The sequence below is a fragment of the Streptomyces sp. NPDC005496 genome, from assembly GCF_042872045.1.
GTDB lineage: Bacteria > Actinomycetota > Actinomycetes > Streptomycetales > Streptomycetaceae > Streptomyces.
Map to the genome: position 1 here is coordinate 368,089 of NZ_JBIAJQ010000005.1, position 21,407 is coordinate 389,495.

General features: G+C 71.7%; 20 protein-coding genes and 2 pseudogenes. 9 read left to right on the forward strand and 13 right to left on the reverse strand.

The window, feature by feature from the left end:
- Nucleotides 1-8: 8 nt before the first annotated feature.
- On the reverse strand, nt 9-803 hold the full coding sequence (locus ACFYQQ_RS17710) for a carbon-nitrogen family hydrolase (RefSeq protein WP_355788525.1): 795 nt from the start codon (nt 801-803) through the stop codon (nt 9-11).
- Nucleotides 804-947: 144 nt separating this feature from the next.
- Here ACFYQQ_RS17710 and ACFYQQ_RS17715 point away from each other — a divergent pair, with 144 nt between their 5' ends.
- Nucleotides 948-1,772, forward strand: coding sequence for a maleylpyruvate isomerase family mycothiol-dependent enzyme (locus tag ACFYQQ_RS17715; protein WP_355788523.1), 825 nt, complete (start codon nt 948-950; stop codon nt 1,770-1,772).
- Nucleotides 1,773-1,936: 164 nt separating this feature from the next.
- Here ACFYQQ_RS17715 and ACFYQQ_RS17720 read toward each other — a convergent pair whose 3' ends face one another.
- Both ACFYQQ_RS17720 and ACFYQQ_RS17725 read right to left on the reverse strand, forming a co-directional pair.
- Nucleotides 1,937-3,232 carry an MFS transporter gene (locus ACFYQQ_RS17720; RefSeq protein ID WP_355788520.1) on the reverse strand — a complete coding sequence of 432 codons (1,296 nt, stop codon included), beginning with the start codon at nt 3,230-3,232 and terminating at the stop codon, nt 1,937-1,939.
- Nucleotides 3,229-3,927 (reverse strand): GntR family transcriptional regulator, encoded by a 699-nt coding sequence (locus tag ACFYQQ_RS17725; protein ID WP_355788518.1) that lies wholly within the window; start codon nt 3,925-3,927, stop codon nt 3,229-3,231. The genes ACFYQQ_RS17720 and ACFYQQ_RS17725 overlap by 4 nt, the downstream gene beginning before the upstream one ends.
- A gap of 240 nt (nt 3,928-4,167) precedes the next feature.
- Here ACFYQQ_RS17725 and ACFYQQ_RS17730 point away from each other — a divergent pair, with 240 nt between their 5' ends.
- A complete protein-coding gene (locus tag ACFYQQ_RS17730; RefSeq protein WP_355788531.1) occupies nt 4,168-5,013 on the forward strand; it encodes a serine hydrolase in 846 nt (281 codons plus the stop codon).
- A 71-nt stretch (nt 5,014-5,084) separates the two neighbouring features.
- Here the strand turns inward: ACFYQQ_RS17730 and ACFYQQ_RS17735 are convergent, their stop codons facing one another.
- The 3 genes and pseudogenes from ACFYQQ_RS17735 to ACFYQQ_RS17745 all read right to left on the reverse strand — a co-directional run bounded on the left by ACFYQQ_RS17735 (nt 5,085) and on the right by ACFYQQ_RS17745 (nt 6,359).
- Nucleotides 5,085-5,270 (reverse strand): DUF397 domain-containing protein, encoded by a 186-nt coding sequence (locus tag ACFYQQ_RS17735; RefSeq protein ID WP_355793493.1) that lies wholly within the window; start codon nt 5,268-5,270, stop codon nt 5,085-5,087.
- 22 nt (nt 5,271-5,292) lie between these two features.
- Nucleotides 5,293-5,445, reverse strand: a pseudogene (locus tag ACFYQQ_RS17740) (DUF397 domain-containing protein); the annotation flags it as partial.
- Nucleotides 5,446-5,477: 32 nt separating this feature from the next.
- A complete protein-coding gene (locus ACFYQQ_RS17745) occupies nt 5,478-6,359 on the reverse strand; it encodes a helix-turn-helix transcriptional regulator (RefSeq protein ID WP_355793491.1) in 882 nt (293 codons plus the stop codon).
- Between the two features lie 171 nt (nt 6,360-6,530).
- On the opposite strand from ACFYQQ_RS17745, the gene ACFYQQ_RS17750 reads away from it, so the two are divergent.
- On the forward strand, nt 6,531-6,998 hold the full coding sequence (locus ACFYQQ_RS17750; RefSeq protein WP_355793489.1) for an ATP-binding protein: 468 nt from the start codon (nt 6,531-6,533) through the stop codon (nt 6,996-6,998).
- Nucleotides 6,999-7,031: 33 nt separating this feature from the next.
- Here ACFYQQ_RS17750 and ACFYQQ_RS17755 read toward each other — a convergent pair whose 3' ends face one another.
- From ACFYQQ_RS17755 to pdhA, 3 genes are read right to left on the reverse strand one after another with little or no spacing between them, the layout of a single operon-like run.
- Nucleotides 7,032-8,450 (reverse strand): dihydrolipoamide acetyltransferase family protein, encoded by a 1,419-nt coding sequence (locus tag ACFYQQ_RS17755; RefSeq protein WP_388904829.1) that lies wholly within the window; start codon nt 8,448-8,450, stop codon nt 7,032-7,034.
- An 11-nt stretch (nt 8,451-8,461) separates the two neighbouring features.
- Nucleotides 8,462-9,442 carry an alpha-ketoacid dehydrogenase subunit beta gene (locus tag ACFYQQ_RS17760; RefSeq protein ID WP_355784920.1) on the reverse strand — a complete coding sequence of 327 codons (981 nt, stop codon included), beginning with the start codon at nt 9,440-9,442 and terminating at the stop codon, nt 8,462-8,464.
- A gap of 2 nt (nt 9,443-9,444) precedes the next feature.
- Nucleotides 9,445-10,632, reverse strand: coding sequence for a pyruvate dehydrogenase (acetyl-transferring) E1 component subunit alpha (pdhA, locus tag ACFYQQ_RS17765; protein WP_355784917.1), 1,188 nt, complete (start codon nt 10,630-10,632; stop codon nt 9,445-9,447).
- Nucleotides 10,633-11,000: 368 nt separating this feature from the next.
- Between pdhA and ACFYQQ_RS17770 the strand changes: the two genes are divergently transcribed.
- From ACFYQQ_RS17770 to ACFYQQ_RS17780, 3 genes are all read left to right on the forward strand, one after another.
- Nucleotides 11,001-11,663: a response regulator transcription factor gene (locus tag ACFYQQ_RS17770; protein WP_355784914.1), complete on the forward strand. Its 663-nt coding sequence runs from the start codon at nt 11,001-11,003 to the stop codon at nt 11,661-11,663.
- An 83-nt stretch (nt 11,664-11,746) separates the two neighbouring features.
- Nucleotides 11,747-12,169 carry a pyridoxamine 5'-phosphate oxidase family protein gene (locus ACFYQQ_RS17775; protein WP_355784911.1) on the forward strand — a complete coding sequence of 141 codons (423 nt, stop codon included), beginning with the start codon at nt 11,747-11,749 and terminating at the stop codon, nt 12,167-12,169.
- 65 nt (nt 12,170-12,234) lie between these two features.
- Nucleotides 12,235-13,266 carry a phosphotransferase gene (locus ACFYQQ_RS17780; RefSeq protein ID WP_355784908.1) on the forward strand — a complete coding sequence of 344 codons (1,032 nt, stop codon included), beginning with the start codon at nt 12,235-12,237 and terminating at the stop codon, nt 13,264-13,266.
- A gap of 104 nt (nt 13,267-13,370) precedes the next feature.
- Here the strand turns inward: ACFYQQ_RS17780 and ACFYQQ_RS17785 are convergent, their stop codons facing one another.
- Nucleotides 13,371-14,921, reverse strand: a complete 1,551-nt coding sequence (locus ACFYQQ_RS17785; protein WP_356163717.1) for a protein kinase — start codon at nt 14,919-14,921, stop codon at nt 13,371-13,373.
- Between the two features lie 350 nt (nt 14,922-15,271).
- On the opposite strand from ACFYQQ_RS17785, the gene ACFYQQ_RS17790 reads away from it, so the two are divergent.
- Nucleotides 15,272-16,915, forward strand: a complete 1,644-nt coding sequence (locus ACFYQQ_RS17790; protein WP_355782732.1) for a protein kinase — start codon at nt 15,272-15,274, stop codon at nt 16,913-16,915.
- Between the two features lie 117 nt (nt 16,916-17,032).
- Here the strand turns inward: ACFYQQ_RS17790 and ACFYQQ_RS17795 are convergent, their stop codons facing one another.
- Nucleotides 17,033-17,575 carry a bacterial proteasome activator family protein gene (locus tag ACFYQQ_RS17795; RefSeq protein ID WP_355782729.1) on the reverse strand — a complete coding sequence of 181 codons (543 nt, stop codon included), beginning with the start codon at nt 17,573-17,575 and terminating at the stop codon, nt 17,033-17,035.
- Between the two features lie 158 nt (nt 17,576-17,733).
- On the opposite strand from ACFYQQ_RS17795, the gene ACFYQQ_RS17800 reads away from it, so the two are divergent.
- The gene (locus ACFYQQ_RS17800; RefSeq protein WP_356163716.1) at nt 17,734-18,393 is read left to right on the forward strand and encodes a hypothetical protein; all 660 of its coding nucleotides are present in this window, start codon (nt 17,734-17,736) and stop codon (nt 18,391-18,393) included.
- Between the two features lie 21 nt (nt 18,394-18,414).
- Here the strand turns inward: ACFYQQ_RS17800 and ACFYQQ_RS17805 are convergent, their stop codons facing one another.
- Both ACFYQQ_RS17805 and ACFYQQ_RS17810 read right to left on the reverse strand, forming a co-directional pair.
- Nucleotides 18,415-19,395 (reverse strand): NAD(P)H-quinone oxidoreductase, encoded by a 981-nt coding sequence (locus ACFYQQ_RS17805; RefSeq protein WP_355792834.1) that lies wholly within the window; start codon nt 19,393-19,395, stop codon nt 18,415-18,417.
- 14 nt (nt 19,396-19,409) lie between these two features.
- Nucleotides 19,410-20,057, reverse strand: a pseudogene (locus tag ACFYQQ_RS17810) (potassium channel family protein); the annotation flags it as partial.
- A gap of 259 nt (nt 20,058-20,316) precedes the next feature.
- On the opposite strand from ACFYQQ_RS17810, the gene ACFYQQ_RS17815 reads away from it, so the two are divergent.
- On the forward strand, nt 20,317-21,387 hold the full coding sequence (locus ACFYQQ_RS17815) for a potassium channel family protein (protein ID WP_355792837.1): 1,071 nt from the start codon (nt 20,317-20,319) through the stop codon (nt 21,385-21,387).
- Nucleotides 21,388-21,407: the final 20 nt, after the last annotated feature.

A 21,407-nucleotide genomic window follows, 5' to 3' on the forward strand; every position in this document is an offset into this window, starting at 1 on the left:
CGCCGGTCTCAGCGGCGGGGTGCCCGCAGTCCCAGCACCCGGTCCTTGAGCGCCGGGAACTGCTCCCGGGTGTCGCCGACCTTCGCGGGGTCGAGGTCCACGGTGAGGACCTCCTCGCCGGCGCCCGCCTCGGCGAGCACCTCGCCCCAGGGATCGACCACGATCGAGTGACCGGCCTGGGGAACTCCCGCATGCGTGCCGCCCGTTCCGCAGGCGAGCACGTACGCCTGGTTCTCGACGGCCCTCGCGCGGGCGAGCAGCGTCCAGTGGGAGCGGCGGCGTTCGGGCCAGCCGGCGGGGACGACGAGGATCTCGGCGCCCGCGTCGACGAGCCCGCGGAAGAGTTCGGGGAAGCGGAGGTCGTAGCAGGTGGCGAGTCCGATGGTCGTCCCGGTCAGCCTGGCGGTGACCAGTTCCGTCCCGGCGCCCATCAGCACGGCCTCGCCCTTGTCGAAGCCGAACCGGTGGATCTTCCGGTAGGAGGCGGTGAGTTGGCCGTCGGGGGAGAAGACGAGGGAGGTGTTGTAGAGCGTGCCGTCGGTGTCCCGCTCGGGGATCGAGCCGGCGTGCAGCCACACGCCCGCGTCGCCGGCCGCCTTCGCCATCGCCTCGTACGTGGGCCCTTCGAGGGGTTCGGCCTCGGTGCCGAAAGCCTCGTAGGCGAAGGCGCCGGTGGTCCAGAGCTCCGGCAGCACGACGAGATCGACTCCGGCTTGATCCCGTACGAGGGAGGCGGCTCGGCGCCTGCGCGAATCGACCGATTCGCCCTCGTCTACACCGATCTGGATGAGGGAGGCGCGCACACTACCACCGTCCTGGCATTCGAGCCGTCTATACGGGCCTACGATCGTCACACCAAAGCACTGCCGGGGTGCCTCACAGCAGCGTAACTTAGCGTTCCAAGACACCCACTGCCCGCGTACCGACCGCCCGAGGGGTCCCGTTCCGTGAGTCTGCATCCCAGTCTTCAGTCCTACGCCGACGCCTGGACCCATTCCGTCGACGCGATATCGGAGCTGGTGTCATCGCTTGTGGAAGGCGAGTGGAACAGGCGTACGCCGTGCCCGGGTTGGTCGGTGCGGGACCTCGTGTCGCACGTCATCGGCCTCGACTGCGAGATGCTGGGCGACCCGCGGCCGATCCACACGCTCCCCCGCGACCTGTACCACGTGACGAACGAGCACCAGCGGTACATGGAGATGCAGGTCGACGTGCGGCGCCACCACACGGCGCCCGAGATGACGTCGGAGCTGGAGTACACGATCATCCGCCGCAACCGCCAGCTGCGGAACGAGTCGCGGAGCCCGGACACCAAGGTGCGCGGCCCGCTGGGCACGGAGCCGACGCTCGAAGAGGCCATGCGCTACCGCGCGTTCGACGTGTGGGTGCACGAGCAGGACCTGCGGACCGCTCTCGGGCAGCCGGGCAACCTGGACTCGCCCGGCGCGTTCATCACCCGTGACGAACTGCTCGCCGCCCTGCCGAAGGTGGTCGCGAAGGACGCGGGCGCGCCCGCCAACTCGGCGGTGGTCTTCGACGTCCACGGGCCCGTCGAGTTCCTGCGCACGGTCCGGGTGGACGCGGACGGCCGCGGTTCGATAGACGGCACCCCCTCGCTGGGCCCGGCCGCGACGCTGACGCTGGACTGGGAGACCTACGTCCGGCTCGCCTGCGGACGCGTCAGCGCCAACTCCGTCGAGGACCGCATCAAGGTGGAGGGCGACCCGGATCTGACCGCGGCGATCCTGCGGAACTTCGCGGTCACTCCGTAGCGGGCCGGCCCCGGCCCACGGGGCCGTACGGGGGCGCAGTCCGTGTCCGGCGGCCCGCGGCCCGCGGCCCGCCCCGGCGTACCCCTTCCGGCGCCCTGCCGCGAGGACCGGCGGTGCCTTCCCTTCCCTCGCCGAGCGACAGGGGCCGGGCCGGCTCCGTCGCGTCAGGCGGGGACGTGCACCGTCTCCACCCGGCTGGCCACCAGCCGCTCCCGCTCCCGGCGGGCCGCCTGCCCGCGCAGCCGGAAGATCTGGCTGAGGCCGAGCGCCTGGAGCACGAAGACCGCGGAGAACGCGACGCGGTAGTTGTCACCGGTCGCGTCCAGCAGGACGCCGATCGCCAGCAGCGTCGTCATGGAGGCGACGAAGCCGCCCATGTTCGTGATGCCGGACGCCGTCCCCTGCCGCTCGGGCGGGTTCGCGGGCCGCGCGAAGTCGAAGCCGATCATCGAGGCGGGCCCGCAGGCGCCCAGCACGGTGCAGAGCACCACGAGCAGCCACAAGGGCGCGTGCGCGCCGGGGCAGACCAGGACCGCCGCCCAGACCAGCGCGGTCGCGGTCACCGTGCCGAGCGCCAGTGGCAGCCGCGCCGCGTGGTGCCGGGCGACGACCTGGCCGTAGACCAGGCCCACCACCATGTTGGACAGGACGACCAGCGTCAGCAGCTCGCCGGCCGCCGCCCGCGAGAGGCCCTGCGCCTCGACGAGGAACGGCAAACCCCACAGCAGCAGGAACACCATGGCGGGGAACTGCGTCGTGAAGTGCACCCACAGTCCCAGCCGGGTGCCCGGCTCCTGCCAGGAACGGGCGATCTGGCGCCGCACGAAGGCGACTCCGCGGTGGGGGAAGGGTTCGGGCTCGTGCCCCTCGGGGTGGTCCTTCAGGAACAGGAGCAGCAGGACGAGGACGACGACCCCGGCGAGCGCGCTGCCCGCGAAGGCCGCGGTCCAGCCGACCCCGTGCAGCAGCCGGGCGATCACGAGCGTCGAGACGAGGTTGCCGGCCATGCCCACCAGGCCCGCCAGCTGGGCGACCATCGGGCCGCGGCGGGCCGGGAACCAGCGGGTGCCGAGCCGCAGCACGCTGATGAAAGTCATCGCGTCGCCGCAGCCGAGCAGCGCACGGGAGGCCAGCGCCATGCCGTACGAGGGGGAGAACGCGAAGCCGAGCTGTCCCGCCGTGAACAGCAGGACGCCGATGGTCAGCACCTTCTTGGTGCCGAGCCGGTCGACCAGCAGCCCGACGGGTATCTGCATGCCCGCGTACACGAGGAGCTGGAAGATGGAGAAGCTGGAGAGGGCGGAGGCGTTGACGTGGAAGCGGTCGGCCGCGTCCAGGCCGGCCACGCCCAGCGAGGTGCGGAAGATGACCGCGACGAAGTAGACGGAGACGCCGATGCCCCAGACGGCGATCGCGCGCCGTCCGCCGGGCGGGTCGCCGGGCAGGGAGACGGCGCTCACCGGACCTCGCCCCGGGCCAGGTTGGAGAACCAGCTGACGTGCCGGTGGACGATCCCGACAGCCGCCTCCGCGTCGCCGGACCGCAGCGCCTCCAGGATCTCCTCGTGCTCGGTGAGCGTCTTGGTGATCCGGTCGGGGTGGGCGTGCATCACGGCGACTCCCATCCGCAGCTGCCGGTCGCGCAGTTGGTCGTAGAGGCGGGCGAGGATCTCGTTGCCGCCGCTGCGCACGATCTCGGCGTGGAAGCAGCGGTCGGTGACGGCGGCGGCGGCCAGGTCACCGGCGGCCGCCTGTTCCTTCTGCCGGGCGAGCAGCTCCTCCAGGCGGGCGATGAGCCGGGGCGAGGCCGGTACGGCCTTGCGGGCGGCGTGCTCCTCGACGAGCTGGCGGGTCTCCACCACGTCCGCGATCTCCTGCGCGGAGACGGGCAGGACGAGCGCGCCCTTCTTGGGGTAGAGCCTGATCAGCCCTTCCACCTCCAGCCGCAGCAGCGCCTCGCGCACCGGAGTGCGGGAAACCCCTACGGCCTCGGCGAGTTCGCCCTCGGTGAGCAGCGTCCCGCCCTCGTAGCGGCGCTCCAGCACGCCCTGCTTGACGTGCGCGTAGACGCGGTCGGCCGCGGGGGGCGGTTTGACGGCGGGCGCGGTGGACGCACCGGCCGCGGCGGGCACGTCGGACACGGGAGCGACAGGCATGCGCACAGCATAGATACAACACGTACGCATGGTCGCGCCCCGTCCGGATCGCGGACACCCGACCAGAATGCGACAAGTCCCACCCCCGCCGCGTGGACGTGCAACCATCCGTGCTACTCAGGTGTCAGAGGAGTCGCGGCACTCCCATGTGACCGCACTCCAGGGGCATTTAACGTATTCGGGGTATTCAACTTGATAAACGGCATTAAGGGCGCACGCGTTCGCCGCGCTGTCGCCGTGATGATGACGAGCGGCGCCGTGGTCGCGACCGGAGCCCTCAGCGCGGCTCCCGCACAGGCCGTCACCAAGCCCACGATCGTCGCCGCGGGCGGCTACGTGATGAACAACGGCACCGGTGCGAGCCTGTACACCAAGGCGGCCGACACCAAGCGTTCCACCGGCTCCACCACCAAGATCATGACTGCCAAGGTCGTCCTGTCGCAGTCGAACCTGAACCTGGACTCCAAGGTCACGATCCAGAAGGCGTACAGCGACTACATCGTCGCCAACAACGCCTCCTCGGCTCACCTGATCGTCGGCGACAAGGTCACCGTCCGCCAGCTCCTGTACGGGCTGATGCTGCCGTCCGGCTGCGACGCCGCGTACGCGCTCGCGGACAAGTTCGGCAGCGGCACGACCCGTTCCGCCCGCGTGAAGTCCTTCATCGGCAAGATGAACACGACGGCGCGCAGCCTGGGCATGACGAACACGCACTTCGACTCGTTCGACGGCATCGGCCACGGTTCCAACTACTCGACGCCGCGCGACCTCACCAAGCTCGCGAGCAGCGCGATGAAGAGTTCCACGTTCCGCACGGTCGTGAAGACCAAGTCGACCCAGCAGAAGGTGACCACCAAGAGCGGTGGCTACCGGTACATGAACTGGTCGAACACCAACAACCTGCTGAGCGAGTACAGCGGCACAATCGGCGTGAAGACGGGCTCCGGCCCGGAGGCCAAGTACTGCCTCGTCTTCGCCGCCACGCGCAACGGCAAGACGGTCATCGGCACGGTCCTCGCCTCCACGTCGGTCGCCAACCGCACGTCGGACGCGAAGAAGCTGATGAACTACGGCTTCGCAAGGTAGTCACCCTCCCCTGGGTGCCTCACCTGGATGTGCCGGGGGCCGGCCGCTTCGAGCGGCCGGCCCCTTTCACGTCAGCGTCGGCGCAGGTGGGCGGCGAACGACGCCCACGCTCCCGGCGCGAGCCGGAGTACCGGCCCGTCCGGATCCTTGGAATCCCGAACGGCGACGACACCGGGGAGATTGCGGGCGACCTCGACGCACTCCTGTCCGGCGTTCCCGCCGCTGTGGCTGGACTTGACGAACTCGTATGCGGCCACGCGTACCAGACCCCCTTTTACGTCAGCGTCGGCGCAGGTGGGCGGCGAACGACGCCCACGCTCCCGGCGCGAGCCGGAGTACCGGCCCGTCCGGCTCCTTGGAGTCCCGGACGGCGACGACACCGGGGAGATTGCGGGCGACTTCGACGCACTCGCCGTTGCCGCTGCTGTGGCTGGACTTGACGAACTCGTATGCGGCTACGCTTGCTACATCTCCTTGAGGATTCCGTCGATCAGCGCGGCAGAGGCCCGCTGTGCGAGGCTCAGCCGGGTGATGCGGTCGAACAGCCCGTTGTGGCGATCGGCATCAGTATCGCTCTCCAGCCAGAGAGTCGACGAGGTGGTGTCCAGGTGGACCACGTCGAGCGCGCCCGGTTCCGCGAACGAGACGATCGTGAAGGCGCTGGTCATGCCCGGGTGAGCACCCGCCAGGAAGGGCAGCACCTGGAGCTTGACGTTCGACTGCCGCGCCGCGTCCAGCAGATGGCCGAGCTGTTCGCGCATGACCCGTCGGCCGCCCACGAGTTGGCGCAGGGCACCCTCGTGCACGACCGCCCACAGTTCGAGCGGACGCTCTCCGCCGAGTCGCGCCTGACGCGCCATCCGGGACTCCACGAACGGTTCGATCTCGTCGGGGTCCTCCCAGTGTCCGTTGCCGACGGCGAGCGCCCGCGCGTAGTCGGGAGTCTGCAACAGACCTGGTACGACAGCCAGTTGCCAGGTCCTCACGTTGGTCGCGATGTCTTCGAGGGCCACGTATTCGACCATGGCGCCCAGCTGCGGGTACTGGTTCCACCAGCCGTGCGCCTTGCGCCGCTCGCGGTCAGCCTTGGCGAGGGCCAGGAGCCGTTCGATCGCCGGCTCGTCCCTCTCGCCGTAGAGATGGCACAGCGCCCGCACGTCCGGATCACGCATCGGCACCTGGCCGCGCTCGATCTTGGCGACCTTGGGAGCGGACGCGGTGAGCGCTTCGGCGGCCTCGGCCTGCCGTAGCCCACGCTCCTCGCGCATGCGCAGCAGCTCGCCACCCAGTCGGCGCCCCAGCACGGTCGACACCGTCCGGCCCCGGTCGGGGTCCTTGCCCGCCATCTTCCGTCCCTCCGGTGGATCGCCCCAGTCTGGTGGCGCACGCGCTTCCCACACAAGCTGGACAGAAAACTTTCTGCCCAAGCAGGTTGCTGCCCGCTCCGGGGTCGTGCGGCCGAGCCACCTCCCCCCACCCGACCGGACACCGCCAGGGCACCGGCCCCGCACGAGGAGGTGCGCATCCATGTACGGCTCCTGCGATCCCGATCGCCACGCCCCCGACCGCTACGACTGCGTCAGCTACACCCGTATCCGCGGAACGTCCCGCTGGCCCGCAGACGGGTCGCCCGGCTCGCCGCCGAGTGGGGGCATCCCGGCGCCGCCGGCGACGCCGCGCTCCTGGCCGGCGAGTTGTGCGCGAACGCGCTGCTGCACGGGTGCCTGCGGGACCGCCTGTTCCGGGTGGAGACCTCGCTCACCGGACAGGTGCTGCGCGTCGCGGTGACGGACCCGAGAGGGGAGCGCCTGCCGCGGCTGCGGACGGCCGAGGACGACGACCAGTTCGGGCGGGGACTGCTCATCGTCGGCCTGCTCGCCGCACGCTGGTCCGTGCGGCGGCTGCCGGTGGGCAAGACGGTGTGGGCGGAGCTGGACGTCCCGGGGACACCGGGCCCGGAACGGCTCGCGGGGCCGCCTCCGTGAGGAGACGGCCCCGCGAGAGGAGGTCGACCGGGGCTACGCCCAGGTGATCAGCCGCTTCGGCTGTTCCAGGATCGCCGCCACGTCGGCGAGGACCTTGGAGCCCAGCTCGCCGTCGACCAGGCGGTGGTCGAAGGAGAGCGCGAGCGTGGTGACCTGGCGGGGCTTGACCTTGCCCTTGTGGACCCACGGCTGGAGCTTGATCGCGCCGACCGCGAGGATCGCGGACTCGCCGGGGTTGAGGATCGGCGTGCCCGTGTCGACGCCGAAGACGCCGACGTTCGTGATGGTGACCGTGCCGCCCTGCATGGCCGCCGGGGAGGTCTTGCCCTCGCGGGCGGTGGCGACCAGCTCGCCCAGCGACTCGGCCAGCTGCGGCAGGGTCTTGGCGTGGGCGTCCTTGATGTTCGGGACGATCAGGCCGCGGGGGGTGGCCGCCGCGATGCCCAGGTTCACGTAGTGCTTGCGCACGATCTCCTGGGCGGCCTCGTCCCACGACGCGTTCACGTCCGGGTTGCGCTTGATGGCGACCAGCAGGGCCTTGGCGATGAGCAGCAGCGGATTCACCCGCAGGCCGGCCATCTCCTTGTCCTGCTTGAGCTCCTCGACCAGCTTCATCGTGCGCGACACGTCGACGGTCACGAACTCCGTCACGTGCGGCGCGGTGAACGCGGAGCCGACCATCGCCTGCGCGGTGGCCTTGCGGACACCCTTGACCGGGATCCGGGTCTCCCGGGCCCCGTCGTACGAGGCGACGGGCGCCGGAGCGGCGGCGGCCTGCACCGGGGCCGGAGCCTCGGTCACCGCGGGCACGGCCACGGGCTGCGCGGCCGGAGCGGCCACCGCGGCGTGCACGTCCTCGCGCGTGATGATTCCGTCGGGGCCCGACGGCGTGACCGTCGCGAGGTCCACGCCGAGGTCCTTGGCGAGCTTGCGGACCGGCGGCTTGGCCAGCGGACGCTGCCCGCCGTGGCCGTTCAGCTCGGCCTGGATCGCGGTGGCCGCGTAGTACGTCTCGGACGGGGCGTCGGCGCGGACCTCCGCCCCCTTGCGGGCACGGCGCTTGGTGGACGCCTCTGCGACCCCGTACCCGACGAGGACCGGCTTGCGCTCGGCCTTCGGCTCCTCGGCGGCCGGTGAGGCCGGCGCCTCGGCGACGGGGGCCTCGGGGGCCGGGGCGCCGGCACCGCCGGACACGTCCACCGAGATGATCACCTGGCCCACGTCCACCGTGGTGCCCTCGGGGAAGCGCAGCTCGCTGACCACGCCGTCGAACGGAATGGGCAGCTCCACGGCGGCCTTGGCCGTCTCGACCTCGCAGACGACCTGGCCGTCGGTGACCTGGTCACCGGGCTGGACGTACCACTTGAGGATCTCGGCCTCGGTGAGCCCCTCGCCCACGTCGGGCATCTTGAACTCGGCGAGCCCGGAGGCGGTCTCTGTCATCGTCGTCACGACCCTCTCCCTCAGTACGCCAGCGAGCGGTCGACGGCGTCGAGCACCCGGTCCAGGCCCGGCAGGTACTCGTCCTCCAGGCGCGCCGGCGGGTACGGGGCGTGGTAGCCGCCGACCCGCAGGACGGGGGCCTCCAGGTGGTAGAAGCACCGCTCGGTGATGCGGGCGGCGATCTCCGCGCCCGTACCGAGGAAGACCGGGGCCTCGTGGACCACGACGAGCCGGCGGGTCTTCTCGACGGACGCCTGGACGGTGTCGAAGTCGATCGGCGACATGGAGCGCAGGTCGACGACCTCCAGGGACTTGCCCTCCTCGCGGGCGGCGTCGGCGACCTCCTGGCAGACCTTCACCATCGGGCCGTACGCCACCAGCGTCAGGTCGGTGCCCTCGCGGACCACCCGCGCCTTGTGCAGCTCGCCGGGGATCGCGCTCGTGTCGACCTCGGACTTGTCCCAGTAGCGCCGCTTCGGCTCGAAGAAGATCACCGGGTCGTCGCTCTGGATGGCCTGCTGCATCATCCAGTACGCGTCCGCCGCGTTCGACGGGGAGACCACCTTCAGGCCCGCCACGTGCGCGAACAGCGCCTCGGGGGACTCGGAGTGGTGCTCGACCGCGCCGATGCCGCCGCCGTACGGGATGCGGACGACGACGGGCAGCTTGATCTTGCCCAGCGCCCGGGCGTGCATCTTCGCGAGCTGCGTGACGATCTGGTCGTACGCCGGGAAGACGAAGCCGTCGAACTGGATCTCCACCACGGGGCGGTAGCCGCGCAGGGCCAGGCCGATCGCGGTGCCGACGATGCCCGACTCGGCGAGCGGGGTGTCGATGACCCGGTCCTCGCCGAAGTCCTTCTGGAGACCGTCGGTGACCCGGAAGACACCGCCGAGCTTGCCGACGTCCTCGCCCATGATGAGGACCTTGGGGTCGGTGTCGAGGGCCGTGCGCAGCGACTCGTTGATCGCCTTGGCCAGCGCCATCTTTTCTGCTGCCATCGCTACTTGCCCTCCCCTTCGTCCGCGAACGACGCCTGGTAGGCGGCGAACTGTGCCCGCTCCTCGTCGACGAGCGCGTGCCCGTCCGCGTACGCGTTCTCGAAGATCGCGAAGTGGTCCGGGTCCGGCATGGCACGCACCACGTCACGCACCCGCTTGCCCAACGTCTCGCTCTCGGTCTCGAGTTCCGCGAAGAACGCCTCGTCCGCGTGGCCCTCGGCCTCCAGGTGGGCGCGCAGGCGCAGGATCGGGTCCTTCGCCTCCCACGCCTCGCGCTCCTCGTCGGCCCGGTACTTGCTCGGGTCGTCGGAGGTGGTGTGCGCGCCCATGCGGTACGTGTACGCCTCCACCAGGGTGGGGCCCTCGCCGTTGCGGGCCCGCTCCAGGGCCCACTTGGTGACGGCGAGGCAGGCGAGCACGTCGTTGCCGTCGACGCGGACGCCGGGGAAGCCGTAGCCCTGCGCGCGCTGGTAGAGCGGGACGCGGGTCTGCCGCTCGGTGGGCTCGGAGATCGCCCACTGGTTGTTCTGGCAGAAGAACACGACGGGGGCGTTGTAGACCGCGGAGAAGGTGAACGATTCGGCGACGTCGCCCTGGCTGGAGGCACCGTCCCCGAAGTACGCGATCACGGCCGAGTCGGCGCCGTCCTTGGCGATGCCCATGGCATAGCCGGTGGCGTGCAGGGTCTGCGAGCCGATGACGATCGTGTACAGGTGGAAGTTGTTGCTGTTCGGGTCCCAGCCGCCGTTGTTCACGCCGCGGAACATGCCGAGCAGGTTCGTCGGGTCGACGCCCCGGCACCAGGCGACGCCGTGCTCCCGGTAGGTCGGGAAGACGTAGTCGTCGTCCCGGGTGGCCCGGCCCGAGCCGATCTGCGCGGCCTCCTGGCCGAGCATCGACGCCCACAGGCCCAGCTCGCCCTGGCGCTGCAGGGAGGTGGCCTCGGCGTCGAAGCGACGGCTCAGCACCATGTCCCGGTACAGGCCACGCAGCTCTTCGGGGGTGATGTCGGCGACGTACGCGTCGTACGTGGCGTCCTTGACCCGCTTGCCTTCCGGGGTCAGCAGCTGGACGAGTTCGGGCTCGGCGCCCGGGGCCGCCTTGGCGGCCGCGCCGGCCCGCCTGCTCGCGGCGCTCTTCGTACCGGCGCTGCGTCGCGGCTTGCGCGCGGCAGTGCTCTCCACGGTCACGTGTGCTCCTCCGTCGGTCCGGCCCCCGGGGTTGCCGGGTGGCCAGTGCGGCTCGCCTGATCCCGATCCCGCGCACGGGGTGGGTGCCGCTCGGCCGGGAACAGACGTGACAGGTGCCCCGGCGAGCGCCCTGCAAGATGCACGTTACCCAGTGCTCCACATTTCTGTGAAACCCCGCCTGACCTGCGATTTTGCTTGGATTTCCAAGTACTTTCCACGAGGGGTTCCAAGTGCGTCGCTCAAGTCGGGAACAGTCGCTGGTCACAGCCTTGCAGGGGGCCGGAACACGGGCACGTTATCCCGGTCACCCCGGGCACGGGAAGACTTGACCTCAGGCGGGTATTCCTGCCGTGTGTGAAACTGACCCCGTGCGCGAAGACGGGAAAATCACCGTATTTCTCCTCGACGACCACGAGGTGGTGCGCCGGGGCGTCCACGAACTGCTCTCGGTGGAGCCCGACATCGTGGTGGTCGGCGAGGCAGGGACGGCGGCCGACGCCCTGGCGCGGATTCCGGCCACCCGCCCGGACGTCGCCGTGCTGGACGTACGGCTCCCGGACGGCAGCGGCGTGGAGGTGTGCCGCGAGATCCGCTCGGCGGACGAGAACATCAAGTGCCTGATGCTGACCTCCTACGCCGACGACGAGGCTCTTTTCGAGGCGATCATGGCGGGCGCCTCGGGCTACGTCCTGAAGGCCATCCGGGGAAACGAGCTGCTCACGGCCGTACGGGATGTCGCCGCCGGGAAGTCCCTGCTCGACCCGGTGGCCACCGCCCGCGTCCTGGAACGGCTGCGCGACGGGGGTCCCAAGGCCGACGACCGGCTCGCCCGGCTCACCGACCAGGAGCGCAAAATCCTCGACCTGATCGGGGAGGGCCTCACCAACCGGGTGATCGGCGAGCGGCTGCACCTCGCCGAGAAGACGATCAAGAACTACGTGTCCAGCCTGCTGGCCAAGCTCGGCATGGAGCGCCGGTCCCAGGCCGCCGCCTACGTGGCCCGCCTCCAGGCGGAGAGCCGCCGGCCCTGACACGGCCGTTCGGGACTTTCGGCTCCTCTTTCCGGGGCGGGCGACCCTGTCTCCCCGGGGCCCGGTGCCCGAGATTGGTGGGCATGCCCACCGAAGAACAGCTCGCCGTGGACCTGCTCGGCCGCGTCCGGCACGGCCGGGCGGCCACCAGCATGCGCGCGCTGCCCTTCCTCGCCCCCGCCCGTCACATCGTCGCGGACGGACGCGTCCTGCTGCGCCTGCACCGGGGCTACGGGTACCACCGGGCCTGCGGAGGCGGGGTCGTCGCGTACGGCGCGGACAACCTCGGCTGCGCCCGCCCCGGCGAGGGCCTGTGGTCCGTGCAGGTCGTCGGGCACTGCGAGAGCGCCGACCCGACCCCGGCCGAGCTCGACCGCCTCGGACCCGGTCCGGAACTCGTGGACGGCGAGCCCTTCGATCCGGTCCATCTGGTGATCGAACCGCGCTTCGCCACCGTGCACACCATCGACGGTGGCCTGGAACGGCGGTTCCAGCACGTCCTGTGACCGAAGACGACTGTCTGTGACAAGCGCGAGGTCGGAGGTCCGGATCGTGCCCTAGCATCTGGCGCGTGCCGCGCCCATCTGTACCACCCCCTACGACTCACGCGCCCCCCTTGGGTGCCCTTCTGCGCCGCTACGCCGCCGGGTCCGCGCTCACCTGCGAGCCCGTCGACCAGGGCCTCCTCAACCGCGGCTACCGGCTGTGCACGACCCGCGGCCGCTACTTCCTCAAGCACCACTTCGACCCGGAGACCGCCGACCCCGCCGCCATCGCCCGGCAGCACCACGCCACCCGGCGCCTCGCGGACCTCGGGGTCCCCGTCGCCCCGCCGCTGGCCGCCACCGACGGCCGCACCGTCGCCGTCGTCGGCGGCCACGCCTACGCGCTGCACCCCTGGATCGACGGCGGACACCGGCACGGCGGCCAGCTCACCGGCGAGGAGTGCCGGCGCCTCGGCGCGCTGCTCGGCCTCGTACACGCCTGCCTGGAGCGGGTCATGCCGGCGGACGGGCGGGCGCCCGGGAAGCCCGCGGACGGCGCCGATCCGGCCGACACCCGCGCGCTCATCGACGACCTGCTCGGGCACGTGAACCGGCGCCGGCCGCCGGACGCCTTCGACGAACTGGCCCGGCACCGGCTCCTGGAGCGGCGGGCGCTCCTGGAGGAGCACGCGGACCGGCGTCCCCCGCGCGGCGGCTCCGTGGGGTGGGTGCACGGCGACTTCCACCCGTACAACCTGCTCTACCGGGACGGCGAACCGGCCGCGATCGTCGACTGGGACCGGCTCGGCGTGCAGCCCCGGGCCGAGGAGGCCGTCCGCGCCGCGGTGATCTTCTTCGTCCGCCCGGACGGCACCCTCGACCTGGCGAAGGTGCGGGCCTACGCGCGCGCGTACCGGCGTTCGGCGGGCGCCTCCGGCGCCGAGTTCGCGGCGGCCGTGCACCGCGTGTGGTGGGAGCGCCTCAACGACTTCTGGATACTGCGCTGGCACTACGAGCGCGGCGACACCCGCGCCGACCCGCAGTTCCCGGCCGCCTCGGCCCTGGTGATGTGGTGGACCCGGGAGTACGACGCGGTGGGCGAGGCGTTCGCGGGCTGAGCGGCGCGGGCGGCCCGGCACCCGACGGACCCGGAAAAGCGGCACGCGCGCGTGGAGCCCGTCTCCGGGCCGCACGCGCGCGTGTGGCGGGGGCCGACCCGGGCTCAGAGCCCGTCGCCGCCCGCGGTGTCCTCGCCGCCCGACGGGTCCGCCGACGGCGGCGGCTCGCTGGAAGCCGGCGGCTTCGTCGACGGGGTCGTCTTCGTCGGCGGCACCTTGGTCGGCGTCGTCTTCGTCGGCTTCTCCGTCGGCTCGTCCGTCGGGGTCTCGGACGGCGTGTACGAGGGCGTCCAGTCGTCGCCGGTGCCCGTGCTCGTGCCGTTGTCCGTGGAGTCCTCGGTGGCCTTGCCCGTGGAGTCGTCGCTCGGGCTCGCGTCGTCGCCCTTGTCCTTGGACGTGGTCGCCGTGGGTGAGGTCGTGGTGCCGTTGCCCCCGCCGCCCTCGCCCCCGTTGTGGTTCAGCGCGAGCGCCACACCGGCTGCGATGGCGATCACCGCGAAGACCGCGAGGATCCACAGCTTGCCGCGGCCGCTGCCGTGGTTGCCGTGTCCCTCGAAGCCGCCGTCGTCCCCGCCGGACTGCGGCAGCAGCGGCGAGGGGATCTGCGTGGTGCCGGAGTCGCCGGGATGCGGCAGCATGCCCGCGCCCGCGAAGCCCGCGGCAGGGGTGTGCCGTCCCTCGTGCACCGTGACGGGCCCGGTGTTCCAGGTGCCGGTGTGGCCGCCCTGGTCGTAGAGCATCTGCAGCGCGTACTGGACCAGGCCGCGCATCTCCTCGGCGGTCTGGAACCGGTCGTCGGGCTCCTTCGCCAGCGCGCGCATCACGAGCCCGTCGAGCTCCGGCGGCACCGTGTCCGACACCGTCGACGGCGGCGCCGGGATGTCCTGCACGTGCTGGTAGACCACCGACAGCGGCGTCTCACCGGTGAACGGGGGCCGCAGCGCGAGCAGTTCGTAGAGCAGGCAGCCGGTCGCGTACAGGTCGGAGCGGTGGTCGACGGCCTTGCCGAGCGCCTGCTCCGGGGAGAGGTACTGAGGGGTGCCCATGACCATGCCGGTCTGGGTCATCGTCGACTGCGCGCCGTGCAGGGCGCGCGCGATGCCGAAGTCCATCACCTTCACGGCACCCGTGTCCGTGATGATGACGTTGGCGGGCTTGATGTCGCGGTGCACGATGCCGTGCTGGTGCGAGTACGCCAGCGCCTCCAGGACGCCGGAGACGATGATCAGCGCCTGCTCCGGGCCCGGGGCCTCGGCGTTGAGCAGCAGGTCGCGGATCGTGCGGCCCTCGACGATCTCCATCACGATGTACGGCACGACGCCGTGGCCGACCGCGTCCTCGCCGGAGTCGTACACGGCGACGACGGCGTGGTGGTTGAGCCCGGCCACCGACTGGGCCTCGCGCGTGAAGCGGGCCTTGGAGACCGGGTCCTCGGCCAGGTCGGACCGGAGCAGCTTGACCGCGACGGTGCGCCCGAGTCGTACGTCCTCGGCCGCGAACACCTCGGCCATACCGCCCCGGCCGAGTCTGCGGGTCAGTCGATACCGGCCGTCGCCGACCAGCCCGCCGTTACCCCACATCTCCGGCGCATCTGACATACCGCCGCCAGTCGCCTCGGGGTCGGACGGGCCCTGAGCGCGCTGCTGCTGTGCCATCAGTCCTCGCCGTCGTTTCTGCCCGCGGTCTGCGCGGTGGTTGTTACGGTCTCCGTCGGGCCACGCTACAGGCTCCGCGCAAGGCGCTGGTCCGGGTTGGATTCGAGATGGACCGGCCATGAAACCCGCAGCGGGTCCCCGCGTGCAAATCCTGTGTACCGGCCGTACGCCACCTGTAACGCTTCCGCGACGCTTCTTTCGCGTACGGTCACGGAACGGGCACCGAGCTTGACGTGTCACTGCCCTCGGGCAGACTTGGCCGGGAATAGCGCATTGGATCACCGAGGACCGAACGCGGGACGCGGACGCACGAGAGCCGCTGCCGCCGCGCCGATGGGGGACGCAGAAACATGAGCCAGGACGGCGCACAGGGCCGGTACGCGGGGCGTGCGGTCGCCGGCGGGCGCTATCAACTGCGCGACCTGCTCGGCGAGGGCGGGATGGCCTCGGTGCACCTCGCGTACGACTCGGTGCTCGACCGCCAGGTCGCCATCAAGACCCTGCACACCGAACTCGGCCGCGAACAGGCGTTCCGCGAGCGCTTCCGCCGCGAGGCCCAGTCGGTGGCCAAGCTCACGCACACCAACATCGTCTCGGTCTTCGACACCGGCGAGGACGACCTCGACGGCATGACGACGCCGTACATCGTCATGGAGTACATCGAGGGCCACCCGCTCGGGTCGGTCCTCGACGAGGACATCCGGCAGTACGGCGCCATGCCCGCCGACAAGGCCCTGAAGATCACCGCGGACGTCCTGGCGGCCCTGGAGATCAGCCACGAGATGGGCCTGGTCCACCGGGACATCAAGCCGGGCAACGTGATGATGACGAAGCGCAACGTCGTCAAGGTGATGGACTTCGGCATCGCCCGCGCCATGCAGTCCGGGGTCACGTCGATGACCCAGACCGGCATGGTCGTCGGCACCCCGCAGTACCTCTCGCCCGAGCAGGCCCTCGGCCGGGGCGTGGACGCCCGCAGCGACCTCTACTCGGTCGGCATCATGCTGTTCCAACTGGTCACCGGGCGGCTGCCGTTCGAGGCGGACTCGCCGCTGGCCATCGCGTACGCGCACGTCCAGGAGGAGCCGGTCGCGCCCTCCTCGGTCAACCGCTCGCTGCCCCCGGCGGTGGACGCGCTGATCGCCCGCGCGCTGAAGAAGAACCCGAACGAGCGCTTCCCGAGCGCCGAGGCGATGCGCGACGAGTGCCTGCGGGTGGCCCAGTCGCTGCACGGCACCGCGCCGAACATCGTGCCGGGCGCGCAGACGCCGAGCGGTTCCGGTGTCGGCTCCGCCGTCTTCCCGCCGGTCGACCAGTCGGCCCCGGCCCCGCCCGGCCCGGTCCAGACGCCGTACCAGCCCGGTCCCTACGGCCCGCCCACCCCGTCGCCGCAGCACACCCCGGCGCCGTCCTACGGCTACCCGCAGCAGGGTGGCTACCAGCCTCCGCCGCAGACCTCGGCGTACGCGCCGCAGCAGGGCTCGCACACCCCGCCGCCGTACAACCTCTCCCCGCACCAGGCGCCCCAGGGCGGTTCCGGCGGCGGGAAGAGCAACAAGAGCGTGATCATCGGCTCGGTGCTCGTCGCGCTCGTCGCGATAGGCGGTCTGATCACGGCGCTCACGATGAACGGCGGCGGTGACGACGACAAGGGCCGCGACGGCGGCTCCTCGTCCTCGGCCTCCGCCTCCGAGGTCGCCGGCCACAAGGGCCCGGACACCACGAAGACCATCGAGACGTCGAAGTGCACGGAGCCCGACGAGTCGTACAACGACCCGGACAAGATCAAGGTCCCCGACTTCACGTTCCGGTACATCAAGTCCGTCAAGTCGTGCTTCCAGGCCGCCGGCTGGCAGCTGAAGGAGAAGCCGGTCGACGAGAACACCTATGGCGAGGGCACGGTCATGGACCAGTTCCCCGCCGCGGGCACGGACGTGGACCCCAAGGACATGCCCTCCATCGAGCTGCGGGTCTCGACGGGCGACCCGGCCTGACCGGCTGAGACCGCCGGCCACCGCCGGCGCACCGAGGGCCCGGCACGAGTGCCGGGCCCTTGCGTGTGTACGGTCGCCGGACTCCGTCCGGCCGCCGCCGTCCCCGACGGCCGCGCTCTACAGGTACGGTCCGCCGGAGCGGCCGCCCGCGCGCGGGTCCTCGCCGTCGTCACCGCCGCCCACGCCCGGCGGCAGGGCCCGGCGCATGGTCTCCAGCTGAGCCCTGGCCGCCATCTGCTGGGCGAACAGGGTCGTCTGGATCCCGTGGAAGAGCCCCTCCAGCCAACCCACCAACTGGGCCTGCGCGATGCGCAGTTCGGCGTCACTGGGGGTTCCCTCGTCCGTGAAGGGGAGGGAGAGGCGCTCCAGCTCCTCGACGAGCTCGGGCGCAAGGCCGTCCTCCAGCTCCTTCACGGAGCTGGCGTGGATCTCCTTGAGCCGCACCCGGCTGGCCTCGTCCAGAGGGGCCGCGCGCACTTCCTCCAGCAGCTGCTTGATCATGCTGCCGATGCGCATCACCTTGGCGGGCTGTTCCACCATCTCCGTCACCGGGACCTCCCGGGAGTCCTCGTCCCCGGCGCCTCCGAGAGGCATTCCGTCCTGGCCCACGACCAGGATCTGGGGGTTCTCCGGCGACCGTTCGTTCCTCGGCATCTCCATGCCGCCATTGTCTCGCACACGCCCACCTCATCACGGTGGCGCCCCCGCCGGGCAGTGATCCACCCTTCGGCCCCCGACGGGATGCCGGGATCCTCACCTCATGTGAGGCTTGTCTCGTTGATCTTGGCGAACTCTCGCACCGGGAGGGGGTCACGGACGTGACTCCAAGGCTGCGCACACAGCGGCAGGGCGGCCACGGGCCGTACGCGGCGGGACTGGGCCTGCTGCTGGTCCTGCTGGCCGGCGGCACCACCCATACCTCGTACGCGTACGCGGCCCCGGCAGCGCGGGAAGCCCCGCCCTCCCCGTCCGTCTCGTCGTCCCGCACCCCGGCGGCGGGCCCGTCCCGCTCCCCGGCGCCGGACACCTCGCGCACCCCCCGGGCCGACGCGTCGCGCGCCGGGAGCGAGGCGGGCGAGGGCCGCAGGCGTCCGGGACGCGAGGAGCCGGCACCGCGCGAGGAGGACGCGGGAGCGACGCACGCGGGCCGCGACCCCGACGGCCGCAAGCGCCCGGACCGGCCGGTCCGGCCCGCGGGCCGTACGGACGCGGACGCCGGGGACGGGACGTCCGAGGCATACGACACGGACGGCTCCGGCGTCGCGGACAGCGACGGCGTCCCCGAGAGCGCCGTCGCCTCCGAGGCGCCCGGGGACACCGGGCTGCCGCCGCCCTCCCCGGCCCCCGCAGGGCGGTCCGTCACCCGGTCCGCGCCGCAGGAGCCCGTGCTGCAGATACTGCCTCTGGGCAGCGGGCTGATCCTCATCGGCTGCGGTCTCGGGCTCGCCTTCCTCGCCCTGCGCGTCCGGCGCGGCTGAGACTCCCGCCCGGCCGGGCGCCTACGGCACGACGAGCAGCACCTTGCCGATGTGCCCGCTCTCCTCAAGGACGCGGTGCGCCGTGGCCGCGTCGCTCATCGGGATCTCGCGGTCCACGACGGGCCGGACGTGCCCGGAGGAGATCAGCGGCCACACGTGCTCGCGCACGGCCGCCACGATGGCCGCCTTCTCGGCGAGCGGCCGGGCCCGCAGCGAGGTCGCGCTGACCGCGGCACGCTTGCCGAGGAGCGTGCCGATGTTCAGCTCGCCCTTGACGCCGCCCTGCATGCCGATGATCGCCAGCCGGCCGTTGACGGCCAGCGCCCGGACGTTGCGGTCCAGGTACTTGGCGCCCATGTTGTCGAGGATGACGTCGGCGCCGGCTCCGTCGGTGGCCCGCTCCAGCTCCTCGACGAAGTCCTGCTCGCGGTAGTTGATCAGGACGTCCGCGCCGAGGTCGGCGCAGAACCGCAGCTTGTCCTCGGTACCGGCCGTGACGGCGACCTTGGCGCCGACCGCCTTCGCCAGCTGGATCGCCATGGTGCCGATGCCGCTGGAGCCGCCGTGCACGAGCAGCGTCTCACCGGGGCGCAGGTGGGAGATCATGAAGACGTTGGACCAGACGGTGCAGGTCACCTCGGGCAGCGCGGCGGCCCGGTGCAGGTCGATGCCCTCCGGCACCGGCAGCAGCTGGCCGGCCGGGACGGCGACCTTCTCGGCGTAACCGCCGCCCGAGAGCAGCGCGCACACCTCGTCCCCGACGGCCCAGCCCGACACCCCGGGGCCCAGGGCGGCGATCCGCCCGGAGCATTCGAGACCGGGGTAGGGGGACGCGCCGGGCGGCGGGTTGTAGAAGCCCTGGCGCTGCAGCAGATCGGCTCGGTTGACGGCACTGGCCACCACCTCGACCAGGACTTCGCCCTCCCCGGGCTCCGCGTCCGGGACCTCGTCCCACACCAGAGCCTCGGGTCCACCAGGTTCGGCAATCGTGATCGCTCGCATGCCGCGAGGCTACTTCAGGAGACCCGCACGATCGCGATGAGACGGTCCGTCAGTTCCAGGGTGCCGATGGCGGGATCGTCGTATCCGAGGACCCGGTGACCTCGTACGACGCTCACCACCAGGTCGCCGACCTCGCGCACCCCCTTGCCCACCTCGGCCTTTATGACCGGGCGTTCGACGATGTCGAGTCCGCTGCCCTGCTGGATGAGGTCCTCCATGACCAGGCCCGCGCTGGGGCTGAGCACCGAGAGGCCGAGCAGGCGCCCGGCCGCGCCGGCACTGGTGATGACGGCGTCGGCGCCGGACCGGCGCAGCAGCGGCGCGTTCTCCTCCTCCCGCACCGCGGCCACGATCTTCGCCGTGGCGTTGAGCTGCCGGGCCGTCAGCGTCACCAGCACGGCCGTGTCGTCCCGCTGCGCGGCGATGATGATCTGGCCGGCCCGCTGCACCTCGGCCCGCAGCAGCACGTCGCTGCGGGTGCCGTCGCCGACCACGCCCGCGTAGCCCTCGGCCGCCGCCGCCTCGATCACCTTCGAGGCCGGGTCGATGACGACGATCCGTTCCTTCCTCAGTCCCGTCGCGCAGACGGTCTGGACGGCCGACCGCCCTTTCGTCCCGAAACCGACCACCACGGTGTGGTCACGCAAGGCGGGCCTCCCACGAATCGACGGACGTCACCCGCGCCGACGTTACCCACCTGGAGGCCAAGATCCGAGAGCATGGCCCCGGTACCGGTCCGCCGACCGGGCCGCGAGCCGCTGGGAGCAGGCCATGAAGGACGGACAACAACGACCGCCCAGGACAGCAGCGCACGGAGCGGGCACGGGCCGCGGGGACCGCGGCCGACGCGACCCGGGCCGGACGGACGGGCGGGGCGGGGCCACCCGGGAGGACGGTCCGGGCGCGGGACGCTTCTCCATCCTGCGCTCCCTCTGGTACCGCTCGCGCACGGAGGCCCTGGACGACGCCGAGGCGGGCCGCTCGATCCGGCTGCCGGTCGAGGTCACCGTGCCGCCGCTCCAGCAGGTGCTGCGGCGGCTGGCGATGGCGCTGCTGGTCCTCGCGTTCACCACGTTCCTGGTCTGGCTGGACCGCTCCGGCTACCAGGACAACTCCGACGGCTCGGTCGACCTCCTCGACGCCGCCTACTACGCGACCGTCACCCTCTCCACCACCGGCTACGGCGACATCACCCCGGTCAGCGACACCGCCCGGCTCACGAACATCCTCGTCATCACCCCGCTGCGCGTGCTCTTCCTGATCATCCTGGTCGGCACCACCCTGGAGGTCCTCACCGAGCGGACCCGGCAGCAGGTGCGCATCCACCGCTGGCGCTCGCGGATGCGGAACCACGTGGTGGTCGTCGGCTACGGCACCAAGGGACGGCACGCCATCGAGACGCTGCTCGGGCAGGGCATCCCCAGGCACCGGATCGTCGTCGTCGACCCGCAGCAGAAGACGGTGGACGCGGCCGGCAGCGACGGACTGGTGTCCGTGCTCGGGGACGCCACCCGCTCCGACACCCTCCTCAAGGCCGAGATCCAGCACGCCGCCCAGGTGATCGTCGCCCCGCAGCGCGACGACACGGCGACCCTCGTCACGCTCACCGCCCGCCAGCTCAACCGGCGCGCCACGATCGTCGCCGCCGTCCGGGAGGACGAGAACGTGCCGCTGCTCAAGCAGAGCGGCGCCGACATGGTCGTCACCAGCTCCAGCTCGGCCGGGCGCCTGCTGGGCGTCTCGGTGGGCAGCCCGCACGCCGCCGACGTCCTGGAGGGCCTGATGACCTACGGCAGCGGCCTCGACCTGACGGAACGCGCCGTGTCGGAACGGGAGATCGGCGCCGCCCCGCGGGACTGCGCCGACCTCGTGGTCGCCGTCGTACGCGACCGGAGGGTGCTGGACCACGCCGCGCCCGACACCGCGCCGCTGCGGGCGGGCGACCGCCTGATCACGATCAGCCGGACGGGCAACGGCACGCCCCACCCGTAGGCGGACAGCCGGCCCGGCCG

What these genes read in the sequence shown, in the direction of transcription:
- ACFYQQ_RS17790 (WP_355782732.1), top strand. Translation starts at nt 15,272, where the DNA reads ATGAGCCAGGACGGCGCACAGGGCCGGTACGCGGGGCGTGCGGTCGCC.
- ACFYQQ_RS17785 (WP_356163717.1), bottom strand. Translation starts at nt 14,921, where the DNA reads ATGGCACAGCAGCAGCGCGCTCAGGGCCCGTCCGACCCCGAGGCGACT.
- ACFYQQ_RS17745 (WP_355793491.1), bottom strand. Translation starts at nt 6,359, where the DNA reads ATGGCGGGCAAGGACCCCGACCGGGGCCGGACGGTGTCGACCGTGCTG.
- ACFYQQ_RS17795 (WP_355782729.1), bottom strand. Translation starts at nt 17,575, where the DNA reads ATGGAGATGCCGAGGAACGAACGGTCGCCGGAGAACCCCCAGATCCTG.
- ACFYQQ_RS17725 (WP_355788518.1), bottom strand. Translation starts at nt 3,927, where the DNA reads ATGCCTGTCGCTCCCGTGTCCGACGTGCCCGCCGCGGCCGGTGCGTCC.
- ACFYQQ_RS17760 (WP_355784920.1), bottom strand. Translation starts at nt 9,442, where the DNA reads ATGGCAGCAGAAAAGATGGCGCTGGCCAAGGCGATCAACGAGTCGCTG.
- ACFYQQ_RS17775 (WP_355784911.1), top strand. Translation starts at nt 11,747, where the DNA reads ATGCCCACCGAAGAACAGCTCGCCGTGGACCTGCTCGGCCGCGTCCGG.
- ACFYQQ_RS17730 (WP_355788531.1), top strand. Translation starts at nt 4,168, where the DNA reads ATGATGACGAGCGGCGCCGTGGTCGCGACCGGAGCCCTCAGCGCGGCT.
- ACFYQQ_RS17805 (WP_355792834.1), bottom strand. Translation starts at nt 19,395, where the DNA reads ATGCGAGCGATCACGATTGCCGAACCTGGTGGACCCGAGGCTCTGGTG.